Annotated in this window: 15 protein-coding genes and 1 CRISPR repeat array; of the genes, 2 read left to right on the top strand and 13 right to left on the bottom strand. The window is 39.3% G+C overall.

Annotated features, from left to right (window positions below):
- Window positions 1-17: 17 nt before the first annotated feature.
- A complete protein-coding gene (locus HNR63_RS09640) occupies window positions 18-1,331 on the bottom strand; it encodes a TrkH family potassium uptake protein (RefSeq protein ID WP_181520670.1) in 1,314 nt (437 codons plus the stop codon).
- 178 nt (window positions 1,332-1,509) lie between these two features.
- On the opposite strand from HNR63_RS09640, the gene sigK reads away from it, so the two are divergent.
- Window positions 1,510-2,223 carry an RNA polymerase sporulation sigma factor SigK gene (sigK, locus tag HNR63_RS09635; protein WP_042534225.1) on the top strand — a complete coding sequence of 238 codons (714 nt, stop codon included), beginning with the start codon at window positions 1,510-1,512 and terminating at the stop codon, window positions 2,221-2,223.
- Between the two features lie 30 nt (window positions 2,224-2,253).
- Here the strand turns inward: sigK and HNR63_RS09630 are convergent, their stop codons facing one another.
- The 9 genes from HNR63_RS09630 to cas6 form a co-directional block, all read right to left on the bottom strand.
- A complete protein-coding gene (locus tag HNR63_RS09630; RefSeq protein ID WP_181520569.1) occupies window positions 2,254-3,021 on the bottom strand; it encodes a DUF4405 domain-containing protein in 768 nt (255 codons plus the stop codon).
- 141 nt (window positions 3,022-3,162) lie between these two features.
- Window positions 3,163-8,437: a CRISPR direct-repeat array (repeat unit 29 nt; unit sequence CTTTACATCCCACTACGTTCAGATAAAAC).
- Between the two features lie 185 nt (window positions 8,438-8,622).
- Window positions 8,623-8,886, bottom strand: coding sequence for a CRISPR-associated endonuclease Cas2 (gene cas2, locus HNR63_RS09625; protein ID WP_012574449.1), 264 nt, complete (start codon window positions 8,884-8,886; stop codon window positions 8,623-8,625).
- A gap of 2 nt (window positions 8,887-8,888) precedes the next feature.
- Window positions 8,889-9,872, bottom strand: a complete 984-nt coding sequence (gene cas1b, locus HNR63_RS09620) for a type I-B CRISPR-associated endonuclease Cas1b (protein ID WP_085788200.1) — start codon at window positions 9,870-9,872, stop codon at window positions 8,889-8,891.
- Window positions 9,873-10,370, bottom strand: a complete 498-nt coding sequence (gene cas4, locus HNR63_RS09615) for a CRISPR-associated protein Cas4 (protein WP_181520568.1) — start codon at window positions 10,368-10,370, stop codon at window positions 9,873-9,875.
- Between the two features lie 16 nt (window positions 10,371-10,386).
- Window positions 10,387-12,564, bottom strand: coding sequence for a CRISPR-associated helicase Cas3' (cas3, locus tag HNR63_RS09610; protein ID WP_181520669.1), 2,178 nt, complete (start codon window positions 12,562-12,564; stop codon window positions 10,387-10,389).
- Entirely contained in the window at window positions 12,564-13,280 is a 717-nt protein-coding gene (gene cas5b / locus HNR63_RS09605) for a type I-B CRISPR-associated protein Cas5b (RefSeq protein WP_181520567.1), read from the bottom strand. Before cas5b ends, cas3 begins: the two co-directional genes overlap by 1 nt.
- Before the next feature lie 2 nt (window positions 13,281-13,282).
- Entirely contained in the window at window positions 13,283-14,170 is an 888-nt protein-coding gene (cas7i, locus tag HNR63_RS09600; protein ID WP_181520566.1) for a type I-B CRISPR-associated protein Cas7/Cst2/DevR, read from the bottom strand.
- Window positions 14,167-15,942 (bottom strand): type I-B CRISPR-associated protein Cas8b1/Cst1, encoded by a 1,776-nt coding sequence (gene cas8a1, locus HNR63_RS09595; protein ID WP_181520565.1) that lies wholly within the window; start codon window positions 15,940-15,942, stop codon window positions 14,167-14,169. Before cas8a1 ends, cas7i begins: the two co-directional genes overlap by 4 nt.
- Window positions 15,939-16,664, bottom strand: coding sequence for a CRISPR-associated endoribonuclease Cas6 (gene cas6, locus HNR63_RS09590; protein ID WP_181520564.1), 726 nt, complete (start codon window positions 16,662-16,664; stop codon window positions 15,939-15,941). The genes cas8a1 and cas6 overlap by 4 nt, the downstream gene beginning before the upstream one ends.
- A gap of 249 nt (window positions 16,665-16,913) precedes the next feature.
- On the opposite strand from cas6, the gene HNR63_RS09585 reads away from it, so the two are divergent.
- On the top strand, window positions 16,914-17,537 hold the full coding sequence (locus HNR63_RS09585) for a thermonuclease family protein (protein WP_181520563.1): 624 nt from the start codon (window positions 16,914-16,916) through the stop codon (window positions 17,535-17,537).
- Between the two features lie 437 nt (window positions 17,538-17,974).
- On the opposite strand, the gene HNR63_RS09580 is transcribed toward HNR63_RS09585, so the two are convergent.
- The 3 genes from HNR63_RS09580 to HNR63_RS09570 form a co-directional block, all read right to left on the bottom strand.
- Window positions 17,975-18,205 (bottom strand): YrhC family protein, encoded by a 231-nt coding sequence (locus HNR63_RS09580; RefSeq protein ID WP_043965975.1) that lies wholly within the window; start codon window positions 18,203-18,205, stop codon window positions 17,975-17,977.
- A 62-nt stretch (window positions 18,206-18,267) separates the two neighbouring features.
- On the bottom strand, window positions 18,268-19,401 hold the full coding sequence (locus HNR63_RS09575; RefSeq protein ID WP_181520562.1) for a bifunctional cystathionine gamma-lyase/homocysteine desulfhydrase: 1,134 nt from the start codon (window positions 19,399-19,401) through the stop codon (window positions 18,268-18,270).
- A 1-nt stretch (window position 19,402) separates the two neighbouring features.
- Window positions 19,403-20,326, bottom strand: coding sequence for a PLP-dependent cysteine synthase family protein (locus HNR63_RS09570; protein WP_181520561.1), 924 nt, complete (start codon window positions 20,324-20,326; stop codon window positions 19,403-19,405).
- Window positions 20,327-20,339: the final 13 nt, after the last annotated feature.

The raw sequence follows: 20,339 nt of genomic DNA, 5'->3' as shown, positions 1-20,339 counted from the left end.
AGTCTCCCTCGCTTTTTTCATCCTGTCAATATATCGCCATTCGGATAACGAATGTTTGTCTTTTTCGGCTTCGCAATCGAATATACGAGCGTTAACGGGCCTAATTTCCCAAACAACATGACGCAAATAATGAGCACTTTTCCGATCGCTGATAAATGCATCGTCATATTCATCGACAGTCCAACTGTGCCAAATGCGGATACAACTTCAAATAAAAGCGCAAGAAGCGAAGCATCTTCCGTAAGTGTCAATATCATCGTCATAACAAAAATAAACAACATGCTCATGGACGCGATGGCCAATGCTCGTAAAATAATCGTATGGCGAATCGTTCGCATCCACACGACCGTTTCTTCTTTTCCTTTTAAAAAACTTATCACCGCAAAAATAATGACCGCAAACGTCGTCAGCTTAATTCCTCCGCCTGTCGACGTGCTTCCTGCTCCGATAAACATAAGAAAAATCATAAGCATCGCCGTCGGTTGTTCAAGTGAACCGATATCAATCGTATTAAATCCCGCTGTTCTCGGCGTAATGCCTTGAAAATACGATGCCCATAGTTGTTCACGAAGCGAAAGAGAGCCAAGCGTTTTTGGGTTGTTATGTTCGAATAGAAAGAAGGAAATGATCGCTACAATGTTCACAACAAGCGTCATGACTAACATCAGCTTCGTATGAATAGATAACTTTCTCCAACGGCGCTGATACAATACGTCAAATACGACGGTAAAACCGAGCCCGCCGATGATAATTAATAACGTGACCGTCACATTGACGATCGGATCACCGACGAAACGCGATAAATTATCAGGCCATAACGCAAATCCAGCATTATTGAACGATGCAATGGTATGAAAAAGACTGTAATATAACCCTTTCGTCCAGCCCATTTTCGGAACCCAATCGATTGCCAACAACGCCGCCCCGACGAGTTCCATAAACAAAGAAAACAACAGTAAATTGCGCGCCAAACGAATGACACCACCGAGCGATGGCTGATTTAACGCCTCTTGCATCAACATGCGTTGCTTCATCCCGATTTTTTTTCCGAGCACAATGACGACAAGCACTGCAAATGTCATAATACCGAGCCCACCAACTTGAATAAGCACCATTAAAACAACTTCTCCAAATACAGTAAATGTCGAACCGGGATCAATCGGTGCTAAGCCGGTTACGGTTGCTGCGGATGTCGATAAAAAGAACGCATCGAGCCAACTAATTTCCTTTTCTGTGGCAATCGGCAACTTCAACAGCACACCACCGACAACGACAAGAAAAAGAAACATGCTAGCTAACAATTGAGGTGGGGTGAGCTTTAACGGTTTCATCATTGCCCTTCTCACGCTTCATCCTTCTTTCGTATGTATGTTACATGTTCCGATTATACAAGATTTTCTGTTCACAAACAAAGGGGAAAAAAGAAAAATGATGTGTCCAAACACGAACAAGTTTTCTAATGCATATACATACATAAGCAACAAAAGACCACCTGCGAGGTGAACGATGATGGGTACCATTTTTTCTGCACTTGCTTTGTTTATAAAGGAGCTCGTCTTTTTCGTATCTTATGTGAAAAACAACGCCTTTCCACAACCGCTTGATGCAAAAGAAGAAGCGATGTATTTAAAACAAATGGCAAAAGGGGATGAATACGCACGCAACAAGCTCATCGAACACAATTTGCGCCTCGTTGCGCACATTGTAAAGAAGTTCGAAAACACCGGAGAAGATCCAGAAGATTTAATTTCCATCGGCACAATCGGCTTAATTAAAGCGATCGAAAGCTATTCAACAGGGAAAGGGACGAAACTAGCGACATATGCTGCTCGTTGTATTGAGAATGAAATTTTAATGCACCTTCGTTCACTGAAAAAAACGAGGAAAGACGTTTCTTTGCACGATCCGATCGGGCAAGATCGCGACGGAAATGAAATTAGTCTACTCGATGTATTAAAATCAGAAGATGAAGACATTATCGACATGATTGAAAAAAATAATGAGCTTGAAAATATCGCTCAACATTTACACGTCCTTGACGATCGTGAACGACAAGTCATCGTTAGCCGCTTCGGCTTAAACATGCAACCTGAACGCACCCAGCGCGAAATCGCTAAAGAACTTGGCATTTCCCGTAGCTACGTTTCACGCATCGAAAAACGGGCATTAATGAAGCTATATCACGAATGTTATAAGCACGATAAAGGAAAAAAAGGTTCATAAAACAGGTGTCCCAACATCACGGGACACCTTTCATACGGTAAGTTTTCGTTTCTTGCGCATTCGTTTTTCGATGTAGTAAACAGGAACAATAACAAACGTCCAAATAGTAAAGTGACTAAAAATAACAAGGAGCGGCTGGCTGTTGCCATGATGTTCTTTATGTGGAAACTCCCTTTCTCGAAATCCCGCTGGCGCAGTCATCTCCCCCGCTTGAGCTACTTTATGCTCAAATTTCGGTTTCAACGCTTCTTCATTCGGTTTCACATTCACCGCAAGCCATTGCATACTTGCCACAAATAACAAAAGTAAAAAAGCAATAATCGCAAGCGAACTTTTGCGCCAATACCCTTCTTTCGTTTTACATATTTTTCGAAACACACCCATGATCCATTGCCAATGTAATGCAATATGGACACCGACAAGCACAAGCGTCACTTTCGAAAAAATATCATGAAGCTCCCTTAGCGCATGATTTTCCCCACCTGAAAAATGCGGAAATACAACTTTCGAAATAAGAATACCGGTCACGATAATAGCTGCCATCGAAACAAGCAACAACACATTTAATAAAAAACCAAATCTCGCCTTCCCCGAAAGCGAACGATTGAATATGTTTTTCACCGTATTGACAACCCATTTGTAGTTTAAACCAATATGGATCAAAACAGCCACACCAATCACTAGACCTGCCACTTCATGAAACGGCAATCCGTTAAACACTCTCGGATTCATTAACAACACAAACGTAATCGCCAACGAAATATCCAATATCATTTTTACGATGTTTTTCTTCAACACATATCCCCCCTGATTCACCATATCATGTACTGTATACCGTAAGTGTACGAGTGAATGGTGAAAATGAAGTGAAAAAGGGGGATATTTCACTACGTTTAGATAAAACAGCTTGCTGGAGCGTTGAGAACGCTAGCGCCTTACCTTTACATCCCACTACGTTCAGATAAAACTTGAATGTTGACTTAAAGTGCAACATAATAGATACGCTTTACATCCCACTACGTTCAGATAAAACTTTAAAAACCCCCAACGCCTAAATTTTTCGCCTAATTCGGCTTTACATCCCACTACGTTCAGATAAAACCTCATCCTGCTCTACTCAAAGAATAGGCTTACTCTACTTTACATCCCACTACGTTCAGATAAAACGTTTAATCGCTTCTACTCCATCAATCATTCCACTACATCTTTACATCCCACTACGTTCAGATAAAACAATTTTAGAAGTGACATCTAACTTAAAAGTCGGCTTCTTCTTTACATCCCACTACGTTCAGATAAAACGTTTAATCGCTTCTACTCCATCAATCATTCCACTACATCTTTACATCCCACTACGTTCAGATAAAACAATTTTAGAAGTGACATCTAACTTAAAAGTCGGCTTCTTCTTTACATCCCACTACGTTCAGATAAAACTTATGGGAATTTATTAGCTGAGAAAGTTGTGGGTGCTTTACATCCCACTACGTTCAGATAAAACCTTGATTCAACACTTTCATGAATGGTCTAACGTTCTTATCTTTACATCCCACTACGTTCAGATAAAACACGCCCGTCAGTAGAAACGAAACAGATCTCTTTTCGCAACTTTACATCCCACTACGTTCAGATAAAACCTTCACCAACTTGTCCATGTCCTCACCTCCTCATCACACTTTACATCCCACTACGTTCAGATAAAACGATGCGCAAGTGCTTGCGTTCGTTTCGGATTCACGCCTTTACATCCCACTACGTTCAGATAAAACCATTTTGACACGCAAAAAAAGGTAACGAGGCATGGCTCTTTACATCCCACTACGTTCAGATAAAACGTAACTGACTGTCCCCTTGAAAGCCAAGTGTTTCTTTCTTTACATCCCACTACGTTCAGATAAAACAAGGAACATTAGAAACGTCTGGAATATCAGACTGACTAATCTTTACATCCCACTACGTTCAGATAAAACCATTTTGACACGCAAAAAAAGGTAACGAGGCATGGCTCTTTACATCCCACTACGTTCAGATAAAACAAGGTTGAGAAGGAGGAAGATGTACTATGCTTTACTTTACATCCCACTACGTTCAGATAAAACCCATCATTGTACACCCCCTTTCAACGCCGCAAAAACAACTTTACATCCCACTACGTTCAGATAAAACTGTCCAATACAGTAGTTGCACTAGCTTTTTCTTTTCTTGCTTTACATCCCACTACGTTCAGATAAAACAAAAATAGTCCGTCAAGAAAATTATTCTAATCGCAACGCTTTACATCCCACTACGTTCAGATAAAACCCGACCATGTGTGGGACAGCATTGCGATCGGGCTATGTCAACTTTACATCCCACTACGTTCAGATAAAACATCAGCTTCGCCTGCAGTTAACGGGCGTAACACAAGCTTTACATCCCACTACGTTCAGATAAAACAGAAACAAACGCCGCGGACCAAGCGGACCTGACATGCTTTACATCCCACTACGTTCAGATAAAACACAAAAGGTTGAGAAGGAGGAAGATGTACTATGCTTTACTTTACATCCCACTACGTTCAGATAAAACAAGTTTCACTCAAAGCATTTCACCTACTTTTTAGCGGCTTTACATCCCACTACGTTCAGATAAAACGATGAGTGTCGCCTTTGATTTCTTTTACTTTTAATCTCACTTTACATCCCACTACGTTCAGATAAAACTGTATGAAAAGCAAGAAGGAATGCGATATAATAGTTACTTTACATCCCACTACGTTCAGATAAAACTCGAAGCATTTTCTAACACTGTTGAAGCGACGTTTCTTTACATCCCACTACGTTCAGATAAAACGCGGTTGCGTCGGTTTATTCTGCGTTTTTTCTCTCACTTTACATCCCACTACGTTCAGATAAAACAAAAATTTATTTATTTTAGCCCATAGAGGTAGAGATATCTTTACATCCCACTACGTTCAGATAAAACAGACCATGCACATCGTCATTGGTGGATTGTTGATCCTCTTTACATCCCACTACGTTCAGATAAAACATCGGAATCGCTGTTTCGTCGATCACGTCAACACTCTTTACATCCCACTACGTTCAGATAAAACCAAACAAGAACAACAAATCGACATGAATCAAAAAGCTTTACATCCCACTACGTTCAGATAAAACATGCGGTAGAGTACATGGCGCCAGGGACGCAGCTGCTTTACATCCCACTACGTTCAGATAAAACACTAAAAAATACACAATATTTAAAAACCGATTACTACTTTACATCCCACTACGTTCAGATAAAACGAGTCGCGCAATCGAAATTCTGACAGGTAAACAAAACTTTACATCCCACTACGTTCAGATAAAACTATAAGTTGCTTAAGGTTGTTGGCTAATACAGTTTACTCCTTTACATCCCACTACGTTCAGATAAAACCTTACAGGACGTGCGCGACCTTAGAAATGCTTTTCTTCTTTACATCCCACTACGTTCAGATAAAACTCGTCACCCCAGCTCCCATTGTTGTTTTCGCTCCCGTTCCTTTACATCCCACTACGTTCAGATAAAACCGTATCTGATGGACGGTAACATTTCTCCGCTACATTCTTTACATCCCACTACGTTCAGATAAAACATGATGAAATCTGTTCCCTCGATGATTAGACCTTTCTTTACATCCCACTACGTTCAGATAAAACTTCATCGCACCGACTCGGTCATCGTTTGTTGTGTATCTTTACATCCCACTACGTTCAGATAAAACAGGCTACGAGAAACACTTGAACGCACTTACTGAACTTTCTTTACATCCCACTACGTTCAGATAAAACTGACAATTCGATATTTGCCACTCGAACGCCAGCGGCAACTTTACATCCCACTACGTTCAGATAAAACAGAAATATAATCAATCGCTTCAATACCTTTAAGTTCAACTTTACATCCCACTACGTTCAGATAAAACGCAAAAGTTCGTCAATGAGAATGATGACGCGAAAAAGCTTTACATCCCACTACGTTCAGATAAAACTTCGATTGCAGCCAAAATGCGCGGAACGGATGTTTTCTTTACATCCCACTACGTTCAGATAAAACTTCCCGCTCGAGTTAGCGAAAAACGGCATATGGTTCGTCTTTACATCCCACTACGTTCAGATAAAACTTTGGTCGGGTTACGAGCCACTGAGTCGATGAACCGGCTTTACATCCCACTACGTTCAGATAAAACATGAAAGTACGAAAACTTCCGAAAAACTTCAAAAATCTTTACATCCCACTACGTTCAGATAAAACAGGAATTATGAGTATCCTACTCGAAGTCGGGAAAAGCATCTTTACATCCCACTACGTTCAGATAAAACTCATTGTTGACGGTTTTGGTTTCTCATTTGAATGAGGCTTTACATCCCACTACGTTCAGATAAAACTGTGTCATGCGACTACGGAACACAGAACCCGACAACGTTCTTTACATCCCACTACGTTCAGATAAAACCGGCTTCATGGAATTTTTACACATCTTGTTGTAAAACAACTTTACATCCCACTACGTTCAGATAAAACAACAAACCTACGTTACCTTGATTACGGTTAATGTAACTTTACATCCCACTACGTTCAGATAAAACATGTCGTCTAGTATCAACAAAGGCACTTCTTTCATTTTCTTTACATCCCACTACGTTCAGATAAAACACTTATCCACAATACTATGCTATGATATAAGTAACCTGCTTTACATCCCACTACGTTCAGATAAAACTGACCATATTGAAATTTACTTGGATTATGAGTACATCTCTTTACATCCCACTACGTTCAGATAAAACATTTCAAGAAGTTTATTAAGAGAGCTCGCTATTTTTACTTTACATCCCACTACGTTCAGATAAAACAAAAATGGCAAACTATGAGTTTAAAAAGTTTAGGCAACTTTACATCCCACTACGTTCAGATAAAACGTCAATAATTTTTTCCGAAAAATATAACAAATGGCGCCTTTACATCCCACTACGTTCAGATAAAACCTTATGAAGCTAATCGTTTTGCTTCTGTTCTTGGAGCTTTACATCCCACTACGTTCAGATAAAACTCGTGCAATGAACCGAATAGTCTGACAACTTCCTCACTTTACATCCCACTACGTTCAGATAAAACATGTAATCAAAAAAGCGTTACAAGATAAATTCGGCACACCTTTACATCCCACTACGTTCAGATAAAACGCAAAACATCTTCTCTATTTTTCCGTTTACTTTCTTCTTTACATCCCACTACGTTCAGATAAAACTATGGTGCGGACGGACATGCGCTTGCTCCTCGTTCGATGCTTTACATCCCACTACGTTCAGATAAAACTAACCGTCCATGTTATAATACGCTACTTATCCACAAGCTGCTTTACATCCCACTACGTTCAGATAAAACTTTTTCGATCTCGCTTATGATGTTCGTTTCGTAAGCGGCTTTACATCCCACTACGTTCAGATAAAACTCGTATATACGATACAACAAGAGGTCACGCAAGGATCTTTACATCCCACTACGTTCAGATAAAACATTATCGCATTTAAACAAAGATGATATAAGAAAATTTTTCTTTACATCCCACTACGTTCAGATAAAACGCGTAATTTCGTTACCGTCCTCAACAAACACCGCTTCCCACTTTACATCCCACTACGTTCAGATAAAACCGGTGGTTTTTGTTTTTTGGACAAGACTTTCTACAAGACAACTTTACATCCCACTACGTTCAGATAAAACTCGCAATTTCGTTTTTTCGATTTCGCAAAAACGAAATGACTTTACATCCCACTACGTTCAGATAAAACGTAGCAAGGATTTCGACGGAGATGCCATTCGTTTTGAACTTTACATCCCACTACGTTCAGATAAAACATAATTCACCCTTGAACGCTTCATAATCACGTACCCCTTTACATCCCACTACGTTCAGATAAAACGTATGTTAATCCCCCAATTTGTCGCTGTTTTTGTCGTGTCTTTACATCCCACTACGTTCAGATAAAACTTTTTCAATACATGAAGAAAGAACTGAATGTGAAGCTTTACATCCCACTACGTTCAGATAAAACTATTGAAAGTCCAGAGCCGTTTGAAGAGGAAGGGGTCACTTTACATCCCACTACGTTCAGATAAAACGTAGGCAGAAATAAAGAGACAGATGAAGAACTTCGCTTTACATCCCACTACGTTCAGATAAAACCCTCAAATCTAAAAACACAAAGTGCTGTCATATCAACGATTTTGGAAAATGGTTGATATGACAAGTTTCTACTTTTTGCAGTGAAGCGTCAGTCGTGTTTTTTTCTTATCCTAAAACTACCGCATTTCTTGTTGATATATCAAGCATTTTTTCCGTTTTTTCAAATTAGAGGTTCACTGCAAATGTTAAAGAAAAAGTTCATCAAAGTTTTTCTCCTGTCCAAATACTTGCTTCTTGATGTTCTTCGGATTAGCCACTTCGTAAATATAAATGGAATCCTCATCTTCATCGATAATTTGATCGATTTCGTTTAAGCATTTCATTAACAAACTTTTAGTAATTTCCCCCTCGAACACAGAGTTCTGTGTCCATGTTAAGTACTCTCTTAACTTTTTACACACTTTATTTACGCGCTTTTCCCCAACATCGTACGTAATAATTACAAACATAACTACCACCATGCTTTCAATGGTTTATAAGGCTCATCGCCAATGAAATGTTTAATGAGTTTGTAACATTCCAGACGAATAAAATACCGATAACTTACTTTTCTCTTCAGTTTCCGATGTTGTACCGTTGTTGATAGCTTCTCATCCCACTCTTTAATAAAACGCTTTTTTCCTTCCTCACTTAGCAACACCATTCCATCGAGAAAATCGAAATGCTTCTGGGTGATGATGCGATTATTAATGCACGAAATAATCACAACGTCAACAAGTAATGGCTTGAAAATCTCCGCTAAATCTAGACATAAAGAAAATCTCTTCGTTGACGGCTCATGCAAAAAGCTAATAGTCGGATCTAATTGTGTTTTATAAATTTCCGACAAAACTACCGTATAACAAAGCGAATTGCCGAACGAAATAAGGGCATTCAATGGATCTTGGGGTGGCTGTTTCGTTCGTTTTTCAAAGATAAAATCTTGCTTCAAAATTGCATTAAATGACTGATAATAATGTTGGCGAATGCGTCCCTCTAACCCCATTAGCTCTTGAATTGTCGTAGCACTATCCATCTTTTTCGCTTCTTCTTCGATGTCTTTTACATATTGCTCCGTTTTTTCTTTGTATCGTCGAATATTTCGTAGCATATGATGCACGGCACTTTGCAAAAACAACCTCGCCATATGTAGTCGTTTCTCGTGATCGAGATAATGGGCACTTTGTTGTACCACAGTAAATCCTGAAACTTTTTTATTTCGCGGACAAAACGTTCCTGCATAAAAACCATAGTAATTAAATACATGAAGATGAACATCATGCTGGCTCAATAGGTTCAATAACGACGAGTTTAAATCTACTTCTCCAAATACATATAAATTATCCGTTTGATGAACAGGAAGGCTCTTTTTATTTTCTTGTTCATCAAAAAAGTATAGCGTATTATCTTTTCTTTTCAATCTGCCGTTAGAAAAAATATAGTGATCCCGTAACATTTAATCATCACCTTCTAGCGCAAAACAAAATTCATAATATGCGCATTTTGTACAGTAAGGAAGTTTTTTTAACCGTGGTGGAAAAGGAGATTGTAAAATGACATAAATCTCCTTTATCGCCTTTTCAATCACACTCTCATCTTTTTCTGTCAGTTCTACCTCTTCTATTTTCCGCTCCTTCGTATAGCTAATCAATCCCTTCTTCGTAATGCCCCGTTTCTTTAGCTCATATAAGTAATACAACATTTGAAATCGATCAGCTTCTGACATTTTGCTAGAGATCTTAATTTCGCGAACATACTCCTTATCTAAAGCATCTAACTTGAATGTATCATCAACTAAGATTTCCCTATCTTCCAAACGCGGATAAGCCCGCTCGTGTAAAATCTTTCCCTCAATGACACGTTCATGTTCATTTTCCATCGCAATTCCTTTTGAAAACAACCATAGTTTCCGCTTACACACTTTGTAATACTGCATTTGCACACCACTAACCATGAATATAAACTCCCTCTTAATGTTGATTGGATGAAGGTTTGTCCAATAAAATGCCTTTTCCTTTCAACTGTTCACGATCAAAGTCATATTGAACATCGGCAATATATATGTGGTCAAATGGCTTTGGCAACCGCTCCGACACATATTTTTCCGCTACATATCGCTGGACGCTAACTGTTTTCTTTTCAATTTCCATTCGTAATTTCAACCGCTTTCTCCATTCTCTTTCTTTTTTATATTGCTCGAATAGATGCTCAATTTGATCATACATTTGCCGCGTAATAACTTGGATGTTTTGAATATCACGCAGTTTTTGTTGCGCCTCACGTTTATCCATTCCGTATGGATCGAGATTGTCAAACATATATAAGGCATCTTCAAACTCTTTCAAAAATGATGTGCCCTTTAATTGTTTTCGATCATATAGCTGCTTTACCATTTCTACCTTGGCACGTTCGTCAACGATTTGGTAATCGTATTGCTCTAACAGCCGAATGCTCTCATTTACAAGATGTTCGTTATATACTCTTGGAATGCCAGAGATCTTTTCAGTAAAAATATGAATATTGCAATGGTCATGGTCTAGTGCTCTTTTACGGTAACAACGTCCGAAACGTTGAAACAAGCTATCTAACGTTGACATTTCGGTAAACAAATAATCAAAATCAATGTCAATACTCGCCTCGACGAGTTGCGTCGTAATCCAAATTCCTCGTTCATTTTTTTCGTTAAATTGTTTAATGCGCTTTTCCAACAACTGACGATCTTCTTGTGTGAATTGCGAATGGAGTAAGTAGATAGGGACTTGTGTATCACAGTCTAAAAATTTATCATAAAGACTCATTGCCTTACGAACAGTATTGACAATGACAAGTACTTGTGACGTTTCGCCCAGTTCTAACATTTCTCCGATTGTTTCCTCAATCCCCTCCGCACGCATGCGAATACGGTGACGGTGTACGCTTGTATCGATGAACTCCCCAACTACAATCTGGTCGTTGTCAATCACATTTCGCTGTTTTAGCTCATCCAAATATAAAGTTGGAAGTGTGGCAGTCATAATCATAAATTTCCCACCTACACGATGGATCATCTCGAGGGATTTAATTAGCATCGCTGCAATTTTTGGTTCATATGCTTGTATCTCGTCGATTACTATTTTTGCATTCGCCATCGCTGCTAGTTCCTTTTCAAAACCCTTATAATAAAACGGGAACTTTAAAATTTGATCAATGGTTGTAAGCAATAACTTCTTCGCATAATGTTCAGACTGCTGTTTTAATTCTTCCCAATTTTCCTCCTTGTCTACTAAATAATGCACGCTCGTGGAGTGTAACAACCCAACCGCGTCATAGCCCATTTTTTCTTTTATTCTGTCGTATATCGCATTAATGCTCACTCGAAGTGGCAATGTAAAAAATGCTTTATCATCTCGAATCCATAAAAGGGCTGCTTCCGTTTTCCCCATTCCCGTTTGTGCGATAGCGATCACATGCTTATCATGATGTTGTTCAGCAAATTGTTGCAAATCGTTTTTATGAAATCCTTGTTTTTTCATATATTCATTTACATTTATGTAAATTGATTTTTCTACATCTCTTTCGACATCCATATGAGCAGATGCCGCATGGTCTAAACGATGTAGCAACCCTTTAATCATGACATATTTCCAAAACTCTTCTCCGTCATGATACGTATATCGCTTTAACAATCGATCAACGAATCGATATGAAAATTTTTCTGTCATAGGTAATCCCATATGTTCACTTAGTTGTGGTAACTGTTGCTTTATATCGTTTTCTAAAATATGACGAATCATTTCTTTTTCTGGAAATTGCTCACGCTCATGGTGATAACCGACTGCGTGAATAAGCAGTCGCTCTTCTTCTTTCGTGAAGTCTAGCTGTTTTAGCGGGATACATCCTACTGATAAATAATTGTGAGGCACATTTGTTTCTACATCTGTTTCTAACACGGATTCATGAATTACTTGACGAATTTTGTTTTGAAATACCGTATTCGCTTTGCCAACATCATGATATTGCACAGCTATTTCTAACAGCTTCCACATTCGCTCGTCCATTAACGTGAATTTGTAACCGTAAGCATTTTTTAACAAGTTTAAATTATGAAGGAGACGATCCGTATGTTCACGAATCGTCTCTTTTCCCTCCGATTTTGCATAAAAAGTCATCATTGCCCCTCCTGCAGATGATAAAAAACTAGTTCCCCATCTTCATCAATCCATACTCCCTCTGGAGCCTCGATTCCTTTTTGAACATAACCAACATGAATTTTTTCCCACTGCCGAATTCCGTTAACAATTTCATATTTCCAATTCAGCTGATAAGGAATACTTTTTGTTTCTGGATCAAGAAGATGTCTTGGAATATAAGCATCTCGCTGCAAAGTCTCCCCTTCTTCTTCAAGCTCTTGGACTTCTACGAGCTTATATTCATCAATCCGAACTAAATCTTCCCACCGCCCAAGGCTATAATGAGTGATACTATGCTCGATAGCATGAATGATTTGTTCTAAGATGTGTTGCTCTGCTTCGACATGGATTAATAAATGGACGTTGTGCAACAAATGCGTGTACATTGGCATCGTTGTGATTTCGTTTTTATCGTAGGAAAATTCCATTCGTGCTAACCCATCTAGTACAAGCGGAAAGCTTGATAGTTCTTTCTTTTTGAAAAAATAATATCGCTGATAATCAAGCAACTTCGCTTCATACGTCCCTTGTACACTTAGACGCATCGGAATGAATTGGCTTGCATCAATCAAAGCGTGAATCATTCCTTTTACGGTTGAATATGGCGGAAGCGGATACGTTTCCGCCACTTTGGAAGCAAACGGCTTTTTGTAGCACGCTGTTTCTTGAAATAACTTTAATCGTAATGCCTTCATATTTAAACACCGTAATACGCTTGAATTTGTTTTGAAACATATTGGAAAAACGGCTCGACAGGCATCACTTGCTCGTTGAATACATCGTACAACTCTCCTTCATTTGCAAAAACACCGCTCAATATACCGATGCGTGTATCCTTGCCGATCGCTTCTCCAGCAAATGTTTGTTCCATCGTTTCTTTAATTGGCTTCGTTTGAATAGCCCATCCGTTCCCTGTTACACTTAGTTGCACGCGCCCGAGGAAAAACGGGTTGGCGACATTGTACATTCCACCGATGACAAAAAGAGGAGATAAATTTTCTTGTCGTCCGCGAATGTTACGGTTTAGCACTTTTAACACTTCAAGCAACTGAAGGACACGGTTCGCTTTTTCTTCGCTTGGAAGTTCAATCTCCCCATCTACACCGACACGGTTTAAATCGATGGTAATCGTATATGTGTAAAAACTATGATGTTGTTCAATATTGGCCAAGTTAGCATCTTGTCCAATGCGACTTGCGAGTCCCATGTTGTTTAAAAATTCCAAATCACTTTTGTATGGCTCAAGCGAAATCGCATGGCTTAACCGAACAACAGCAGGACGTTTTTGCGAATTTTTATCTGTTTTTAAATATCCAAATAAGTCCATTTCAACAGAGTCATTAATCGTCACATCTTTTTTAAATTGGACAACTCCACTCGCTTTGTCAACCGTATCTAAATTCCACCCAAACAGTTCGTTCCCGAGCCGAACAATATCGTAACGGATACTTTGTCTCGATGCGTACGTATATACCTCGCCATCGCCGCGATGAAATTTTTTCAACTCTGAAATATTAGCAATACCTTCTCCATAGTTTAATGAGTTTGCTTGAAAAATCGCGGTCATCGTTAACGCTTTTTTCATGCTTGAACTTCCTCCTGTTCTTCTTTATATTGATTTGCTAGTAATCCAGCAATAAACGCATTCGCCACTGTCGCAAAATCTAAATCCCGTTCATGTAGCGCATTTAAGAAAATAGGTGACATCGGACGATCTGTAGACATATAAATACGCATAAGCGTATCCATAAAACTTTTTCGATTTCCGGCTTTGGCAGCGTTTAATAAACGGTAAGCAATGCTTGTTACTTTTTTCTCCGAACCGCTTGAACGTATGATCGCATCGCGAATTTCTCGCCCTTGCATAAACAATGCGCTTACTCTTTTATCTGTCGTGGCCATATCTCTCACTCCTTTTTTAAACTGCAAAATTCGATTCCGCTCCCGCACAGCAATGTACGGGCCGTTCGTACTTCTTTCATTTTTGATGCAATCGCGCAAATAGTGATAGATGACATGAATTGGATCGGCGCCGCGCAATACATATTGCACAAACTGCTCGCGATAGTCGTATGGTTTGATGTAATCAAGCCCGTCAGCATATTGCTTGAAATAATGGGCTAAGTACATAGGAAGGTGGTAATAATGCAAGTGTGTTTTTTTACTACTATAATCCGAAAAAAATTCCAGGAAAAATAAGTGATCGATCACATACTCTGATTCTTTTTTTACGCTTTGAACGAGTTGACTGACGATTTTGTTAAAAGGCTCTCTTTTTTTCTTTAATTGCTTAAAATGATTGTTTTTCTGTAAAACTTCCGCAAAAGTAGCGTCCGTCTGAACAAAACCTGCATACAGTCGTCGTTCCGTTTGTTCATTTATTCCTTCGTTTTTGTAATAAATAGTCGAGCCAATCGGTGCGAATAAAAGCACAAGTTTAGCTAATGAAGACAACGGTTTAGGTTGCTGACTATCAAAATGCCAACTAAAGTTAAACGCATTGTCTTTCGCAACCCCTATCGGAGAAAACACCATTTCTTCGAAGTTGTAAAAAGCAAGATGTTCATTGAAGAGCAGACACTTATTTATTTTTGTCTTGATGTATTCTTGTACTTCTTCTAACGTTTTTTTCTTCCATGCCCGTTTTAATTGTTTAAACGGTTGATAATCACTCTGTTTTTCTAACAAAGAACTTATCGCTTCAATAGAATGACTACCTCTAAGAGTGCATTCCAACTGTAGATCGCTAATCACAGGCAACACGTAACTTTTATAAAACTCCTCTACATGTCCATCCAAATCCAAACTATTCTTTGTCACATTTAAAAAAGATACTTGTCCAAAAAAAGATTGTAATATAGCGGCTTTAAAATAATTGAAGGTCAATTTTTCGTTAATCTTTTCTTCATTCACAATGTTTTTAAACGCATGAATATATTTTAACAACTGATCCATATGTTCGTATTTTTTTATTTCCTTCATTTTGTCAACGATGTTTTCTAATTCAGGGTTAGGGAAATATTTAAGAATTCTTTTCCCCGTATCTGATATAACTTTCTTTATCGCTGTCAAATGATTTTTAAACTGTTCTTCATTCTTCACCTGTTCCATGTAAGCATCTAATCTTTCGCATTCCCTTCTAGCAACACTATACTCCTCCAACAAATACAAGAAATATGCCCGTGGCAATTGTGGAAGCACATCGGTATCCAATTCAATTCCCCATGGTTTAACTGTCACGCTATGTTTTTGTTCTTCGCTAATTATTTCATGTTTCCGTCCGTATTCAAACACACGATATAGCCCGACAAGTCCCATGTTAATCATCCATTCCCCCATGTGCAATTCAACCTTCATTCCTTCACCTCCTCCACTTCAAGCATGCCAAATCCTTGATTACGCCGTTTTGATAAACCGAGTTGATAAAGCAATTGTAGATCGTCAGCGTCTCCACTTACCTTAAATAAGCCATGATACGCAGTGAAGTATAAATGCTGTTGTTCCCCATACTTTTCAGTAAATTGATGATTAGATTCTTTTATGACCGTCTTTTTAAATCGAATCGGTCGCACCGTCAACGGTCTATATAATCCCTTCTCACGATATTCATATAAAATCGTATCGGCTAAGTAATTGATATGTTTTTCATAATTTGGATCATCTGGAGCAATGGGAATTTTCTTTTCATCTTCTATTAACAAAGGAGAAAGCGTTCGAAATATGACAGCAGATGATGTAATCTTTTTTTCCTCTCCCATTACTATTTTTGTTCGAATAAATTCGTATCCTTTGTATTCAAACCTTTTTTTACTTTGCAAACCATTATACAAATGAAGCAAAAATTCATAATCAGGTGAACTAACAATAACGCGTAATTCATCTAGCTCAATTTCATCACCTTTTAAACAGAAGTTTTTTAAAAAAGGTGAGAAAACGAAAGGTTTTGTTTTTTGATTCATGTACAACTTTTCGTAATATTCCTCGCTAGATGTCCGTATACTTTCTTTCATGATCGACACAATTGCCATTCGATAATGAATTGGGAGTTTTTTCACTTGAAATGAGCAAATAATTCTCATAAGACACCTCCTTTTGCCTCATTTTATCGAAAAAGAAAAGAAAATGTTGTCGTTTTTTGTCAAATAAAAAGAAATTTCAATAAAATTTAACAATTAAAAACATACCATATTCAGTCATTATATTAATAAATTCGAAATCAAAAAACTCGCAAATATCCATCTATCTTCTACACTTTCTTGACATAATATTTAAATATACAAATAATAGGGAAGGGAGCAAAAAACATAAGGACTTGGGAGGGATCGATATTGTTAAGAGTTCTATTATCACTTGCTGCAGCTTTCACTCTTTTCTTTACTTCTTCTGTATATGCTCATCCTGGGAAAACAGATGCAAACGGGGGGCATACTTGTCGAACAAATTGCGAAAAATGGGGACTAAAATCTGGAGAATATCATTATCACGATAAAAATGGCAATATCATTCGTCAAACAAATAAAGCTACTCATCCCCCTGACATTCGTGTTAATTCAAAACATGTTGTAAAAGTTATTCGTGTAGTAGATGGCGACACAATCGATGTTCGTTTTTCTAACGGCGCAACATCACGAGTTCGTTTCATTGGCGTTAATACGCCAGAAACTGTCCATCCTCAAAAACCAGTAGAGAAATATGGAAAAGAGGCATCGAACTACACAAAAAAACGATTGACCAATCAAACGGTTACACTTGAATTTGATGTAGGAGTGAAAGACAAATACGGCCGTTTTCTAGCGTATGTTTGGGTCGGAAAAGAGCTTTATAACGAAACGCTTGTCCAAGACGGATATGCACGAGTGATGACAATTCAACCAAACGTCAAATATCAACAACGCTTTATTACAGCTGAACGAAAAGCACGTCAACAAAAGAAAGGGCTATGGCAATCATAACAACATAAAAGCTGTTCCGAAAAACACCTCGGAACAGCTTTTTAATCCTTATAGGTACGATACAAACCAAAAAAAGTGTTGATGTATCAACACATGGAAAAGCTATACAGCTCCATTATACACACGTTTGAAAATTCAGTCAATAGCCTGTATTCCTTGCTACATATGCAAAAATCGCGAAAAACAACTTGTCGTCGATCCCCTGGGATTTTTGCAAGATTGGAGGTCGACGACGGTTGTGAAGTTTTTCACAACCGTTGTGTAAAAAACAGCCTCCGATTCGGAGACTGTTTTATGCTTCCGCGTTCACTTCCGCAATAATAACAAAGCCAATGACGGCTGTGATGACTAAGCCTGTGATCATCCACATCATCGTGCATTCCCCCTTTGCCCATTTTCTTTTATTTTACACGTTTTTTCTTTGTTCGAAAATGGGTTTATGCGTCTTCTTCTATTTTTCGTGCGTATGCGTGCGAACGGTGAGTGAAAAAGATCGAGGCGAGCATGAGAACGAATACTGCGCCGAGCACAAGTGGACGCTTTTCACCGTCGATTGCGCTTGGGATGAGTGTACCGACATATAAAAACGCACTAAGCGCAAATAAAACGAGACTGTATGCTTTATAGTCACGCGCTTTTCCTAACCAATTTCGCTTTTGTTCATCCAAAATAACCGTCCCCCTTCCTTCTTTCAATGTATCATAGAAAAGAAAAAAGGGGACGATGTAATTTATGCCAACGCTTGTGCTAAATCTTCTATTAAATCGTCAGCATCTTCTAATCCGACAGAAATGCGAATGAGCCCGTCCGTAATGCCCAATTCGTCGCGACGCTCTTTCGGAATAGAGGCGTGCGTCATTTTTGCTGGGAGTGAAATTAAACTTTCTACTGCACCTAAGCTTTCCGCAAGTGTAAAGTAACGGACGCGGGTTAATACTTGTTCTGCCTTTTCGCCGCTGCCGACGTCAAATGAAACCATACCTCCAAATCCGCGCATTTGTTTTTTCGCTACGTCATAGTTTGGATGAGACGGAAGACCTGGGTAGTATACGCGTGTGACAGCTGGATGGTTGATTAAAAATTCAACAATTTTGTGCGTATTTTGTTCGTGTTCTTCCATGCGAATGCCGAGCGTTTTCATGCCGCGCATTAATAGCCATGAATCTTGTGGGCCGAGAATGCCACCTGTTGAGTTTTGAATAAAATGTACATCTTGCGCGAGTTGTTCGTTATTGACGACGACAAGCCCTGCGACGACATCGCTATGTCCACCTAAATATTTTGTGGCGCTATGAATGACGATGTCTGCACCAAATGCGATCGGCGTTTGCCAATATGGCGTGCTAAACGTGTTGTCGACAATCATCAATAGTCCATGACGTTTCGCAATTTCTGATGCACCTTGTAAATCAGTAATTTTTAAAAGCGGATTTGTCGGCGTTTCGATATAAATCGCTTTCGTGTTTGGTTGAATGTGCGCTTCAATGTTCGCTAAGTCGCTCGTATCGACAAACGTTGATGCAATGCCCAAGCGGTTTAATACTTTCGTCATGACGCGATATGTGCCACCGTATACGTCGTCCGTTAAAATGACGTGGTCGCCACTATTGAACAACATCATGACTGCGGTAATCGCTGCCATACCTGAACTAAACGCAAAACCTGCATATCCTTCTTCCACATCTTTAATGAGCTCCTCTAACGCATGGCGCGTCGGATTGCCTGTGCGCGAATATTCATATCCTTTATGCACCCCGACTGCCTCTTGTTTATACGTGCTCACTTGATAAATCGGAACGGATACAGCACCTGTATGGGCATCTCCCACAATGCCGCCATGAATGAGTTTCGTTTTTCTTCTCACGTTACATCCCACCTTCGTAAATGTTTTTACTTAAATATCGTTCGCTACTATCTGGGAAAATGACGACGATGTTCGTTCCTTCTTTCGCTTGTTCCGCCTCTAGCAACGCCGCATGAAACGCTGCCCCAGATGAGCTGCCGACAAGCAATCCTTCTTTTAGGGCAAGTTCTTTGACGCGACGAAATGCATCGTCATCGAGAATTGTATAAATCGCATCAAAATAGCTTTCATCCATATATGGTGTTAAACTTTCCATCCCGATGCCTTCCGTTCGATGCGGGCCCGGTTTTCCGCCGTTTAAAATCGAGCCTTCAGGTTCAACGATGACCGTTTTAATACTTGCATTTTTTTCTTTCAAAAATTTAGCCGTACCCATAAATGTGCCGCCTGATCCAGCACCGGCGACAAATACATCAATTTGTCCGTTCAGTTGTTCCCAAATTTCTGGTCCAAGCGTTTTGTAGTACGTGCGTGGGTTCGCTGGATTTTCAAACTGTTGTGGGCAATAAGCGTTCGGAATTTCCGCAGCAAGCTCTTTCGCTTTGCGAATCGCTCCCGCCATCCCTTCGCTCGTTGGGGTGTTGATTACCGTTGCGCCAAGCGCGCGCATCAGTTGTTGTTTTTCGATGCTAAATTTTTCTGGAACGCAAAAAATGACGCGAATATTTTTCCCGATCGCTGCAAGCGCAAGACCAATTCCTGTATTTCCTGCCGTCGGTTCAATAATCGTTCCCCCTTCTTTAAGCTTTCCTGTCGCTAGTGCATCGTTTAGCAGCTCTTGACCGAGACGATCTTTCACGCTTCCACCCGGATTCAAATATTCGAGCTTCGCAAATAAACGTACTCCTTTTGGAAGCGGAAACTGTGTAATTTCAACGATCGGCGTATTCCCGATTAATTCATGCACGTTTTTCGCTACCTTCATGTTGTGACCTCCC

Source organism: Anoxybacillus ayderensis, assembly GCF_013761015.1.
Taxonomy (GTDB): domain Bacteria; phylum Bacillota; class Bacilli; order Bacillales; family Anoxybacillaceae; genus Anoxybacillus; species Anoxybacillus ayderensis.
Note: the sequence above shows the minus strand (reverse complement) of the source record. Positions and strands in the feature narration are given on the sequence as shown.

Coding starts and splice junctions, on each gene's coding strand:
- cas8a1 (WP_181520565.1), bottom strand. CDS start 15,942: ATGAAGGTTGAATTGCACATGGGGGAATGGATGATTAACATGGGACTT.
- HNR63_RS09570 (WP_181520561.1), bottom strand. CDS start 20,326: ATGAAGGTAGCGAAAAACGTGCATGAATTAATCGGGAATACGCCGATC.
- cas5b (WP_181520567.1), bottom strand. CDS start 13,280: ATGAAGGCATTACGATTAAAGTTATTTCAAGAAACAGCGTGCTACAAA.
- cas4 (WP_181520568.1), bottom strand. CDS start 10,370: ATGGTTAGTGGTGTGCAAATGCAGTATTACAAAGTGTGTAAGCGGAAA.
- cas6 (WP_181520564.1), bottom strand. CDS start 16,664: ATGAGAATTATTTGCTCATTTCAAGTGAAAAAACTCCCAATTCATTAT.
- cas7i (WP_181520566.1), bottom strand. CDS start 14,170: ATGAAAAAAGCGTTAACGATGACCGCGATTTTTCAAGCAAACTCATTA.
- sigK (WP_042534225.1), top strand. CDS start 1,510: ATGGGTACCATTTTTTCTGCACTTGCTTTGTTTATAAAGGAGCTCGTC.
- cas1b (WP_085788200.1), bottom strand. CDS start 9,872: ATGTTACGGGATCACTATATTTTTTCTAACGGCAGATTGAAAAGAAAA.
- cas2 (WP_012574449.1), bottom strand. CDS start 8,886: ATGTTTGTAATTATTACGTACGATGTTGGGGAAAAGCGCGTAAATAAA.
- cas3 (WP_181520669.1), bottom strand. CDS start 12,564: ATGACTTTTTATGCAAAATCGGAGGGAAAAGAGACGATTCGTGAACAT.
- HNR63_RS09640 (WP_181520670.1), bottom strand. CDS start 1,331: ATGAAACCGTTAAAGCTCACCCCACCTCAATTGTTAGCTAGCATGTTT.